Genomic DNA, 2,022 nt, shown 5'->3' on the forward strand with positions numbered 1-2,022 from the left:
CGACCCTGGTTTCATACCTATCTTTACAGCAATACTAATGAATACTCACACCTGTGTAAAAAACCTACACCTGTCAGTGCCCCTCTGCCCCCTGTCTCTTTATGCCGTGACTAACTCCGCTCTCTCCAGCAGCCGTTGCAATTTATCGCCAGTTAGCTGTTCTAACGGTTGCTCTAAAAAATATTCATCAAAAATGGATTTGCCATCAGTAGACACGTCCACCATCGACAGCGATTGAACTGCTTCCACCGCACATCCACAGGGTAGTTGCTGACATTCCCCAGTACGCATCACCCACCAGCCGCCGTCAGTGCATCCCAATTCGCCCAGTTTCACGTTATTTTGATAAATCCCATCGTCAAGGATTTCAAAACCACTCAGTAATTCTGCAAATGAAGCTATCTTTGTTGAGGAAAACCCAGCTACAGCAACAATTAACGTTACTGCTGTCGAAGTTGCAGAATTAACAGAGGAAGAACAGCGCGATCGCCTTCACCTAGAGCGGCGTGTGGAAAGAGCGTTTTTTGAGGCAGGTAAGGCGCTGGCAGAATTGCGCGATCGCAGACTGTACCGTTCCACGCATAAAACCTTCGAGCAATATTGCAAAGATATGATTTGGTTACACGCGGATAGCGGCTAGTTATAAACACAAACTCTTGACACTCCCCCGCTAATTGCTAACGCAATGTCGCGGGAGATTCCTGCTTCTCAGAAACACGCTTTTTGGCACAAGTACCAACGAGTCTTACTGTTTCTCCACAAGCTTGAATTTCTGCTTGTCCAGCAGTATTTGTTGAGAATATCCTTATCCCTTCTGATCTCAAGTTCCGTGAGGCATTTTCATCTCTGTCATGTGTTGTTTGACATCTCGGACAAATCCACTCACGGATACTTAAATTCAGCAAATTATTCTTATATTTACAACACGAACAAAGCTTAGTACTGGGAAAGAATCTGTCAACTTGAATAAATTTACCTCCCTCCCTCTCCAGTTTGTAGCTAGTAAAATTAAGGAGCATACCAAAACCAGCATCATGTATTGACTTGGCTAACTTGGTACGTGCTAATCCTTTAATACAAAGTTTCTCAGCTACTATGACTTGGTTGTCATCACATAACTTTCGTGAGAGTTTATGGAGAAAATCTTGTCTTGTATTTGATATTTTTTCGTGAACTTTGGCAACTACTTTAACTGCTTTACGCCTATTTTTAGAGCCTTTTACCTTGCGAGATAAAGCTTTCTGTCTAACACGTAATCGTTTGGCATATTTTCTAGCAGGCTTAATTGGGTCAACCTTGTAGCAGGTTTCACCATCAAAAACAGTTACTAGACTGTTTAAACCAAGGTCGATTCCTGATATCTTTCCAAACTTTGTTCTAGATAACTTATCAGTCTCGAACAGTATCGCCGCAAAATATTTATCTGTACTTGTCTTGGAAACAGTTACGGATTTAATTTTGCCATTGACGCTCTTAGAAAGACTAACCTTAATTAATCCAAGCTTAGGAAGCTTTCAACTACCATTTTTGATTGAACAACTTTCCGGAAAGCGAATTGACTGTTTGGAATGTTTACTTTTGAATTTAGGAAATCCAGTACGTTTTGAAAAGAAGTTTTTAAACGCAGATTCTAAATTCTTAAGCGATTGTTGCAGAACAGCAGCCGTTGGTTCTTGTAGCCATTCATAATTAGCTAGTTTCTTTAACTGAGTTAGGTCTTTTGCCATTTGGCAGTAAGTCAAGTCGCTTCGCTCCAATTAAAAATTAAAAATTATTAATTAAAAATTATTATTTCTTTCAATTTTTAATCTTTAATTTTTAATTTTTAATTAAAATTGGGGGCTTGTACCCAAAATTAATTAATTAAAAATTATTATTTCTTTCAATTTTTAATTTTTAATTTTGGCTCTCCCAGAGTAGTTATGATAAAATAGTACGAAAAATAAAATATATTTCAATACAATTACCAGTGATTGGTGTCAATAACCCAAGCTGGGAAGGAAATGCAGAAGTAATTGAGAG

General features: G+C 38.6%; 3 protein-coding genes and 1 pseudogene. 1 reads left to right on the plus strand and 3 read right to left on the minus strand.

What is annotated here, in order from left to right; translation table 11 throughout:
• Positions 1-99 precede the first annotated feature (99 nt).
• Complete coding sequence (locus ACEYW6_RS36080) at positions 100-336, minus strand: hypothetical protein (RefSeq protein ID WP_412983586.1); 237 nt, start codon at positions 334-336, stop codon at positions 100-102.
• A 64-nt stretch (positions 337-400) separates the two neighbouring features.
• On the opposite strand from ACEYW6_RS36080, the pseudogene ACEYW6_RS36085 reads away from it, so the two are divergent.
• Positions 401-610: pseudogene (locus ACEYW6_RS36085) on the plus strand (hypothetical protein); the annotation flags it as partial.
• 67 nt (positions 611-677) lie between these two features.
• Here the strand turns inward: ACEYW6_RS36085 and ACEYW6_RS36090 are convergent.
• Both ACEYW6_RS36090 and ACEYW6_RS36095 read right to left on the minus strand, forming a co-directional pair.
• Positions 678-1,493: an RNA-guided endonuclease InsQ/TnpB family protein gene (locus ACEYW6_RS36090; protein WP_412983588.1), complete on the minus strand. Its 816-nt coding sequence runs from the start codon at positions 1,491-1,493 to the stop codon at positions 678-680.
• 21 nt (positions 1,494-1,514) lie between these two features.
• Entirely contained in the window at positions 1,515-1,727 is a 213-nt protein-coding gene (locus ACEYW6_RS36095) for a hypothetical protein (RefSeq protein WP_412983587.1), read from the minus strand.
• Positions 1,728-2,022: the final 295 nt, after the last annotated feature.

This window comes from Nostoc sp. UIC 10607, from assembly GCF_047228265.1.
Lineage (GTDB): Bacteria > Cyanobacteriota > Cyanobacteriia > Cyanobacteriales > Nostocaceae > Nostoc > Nostoc foliaceum_A.

Bases quoted from the DNA above. Each gene is read 5' to 3' on its own strand.
- ACEYW6_RS36095 (WP_412983587.1), bottom strand. From the start codon at position 1,727: ATGGCAAAAGACCTAACTCAGTTAAAGAAACTAGCTAATTATGAATGG.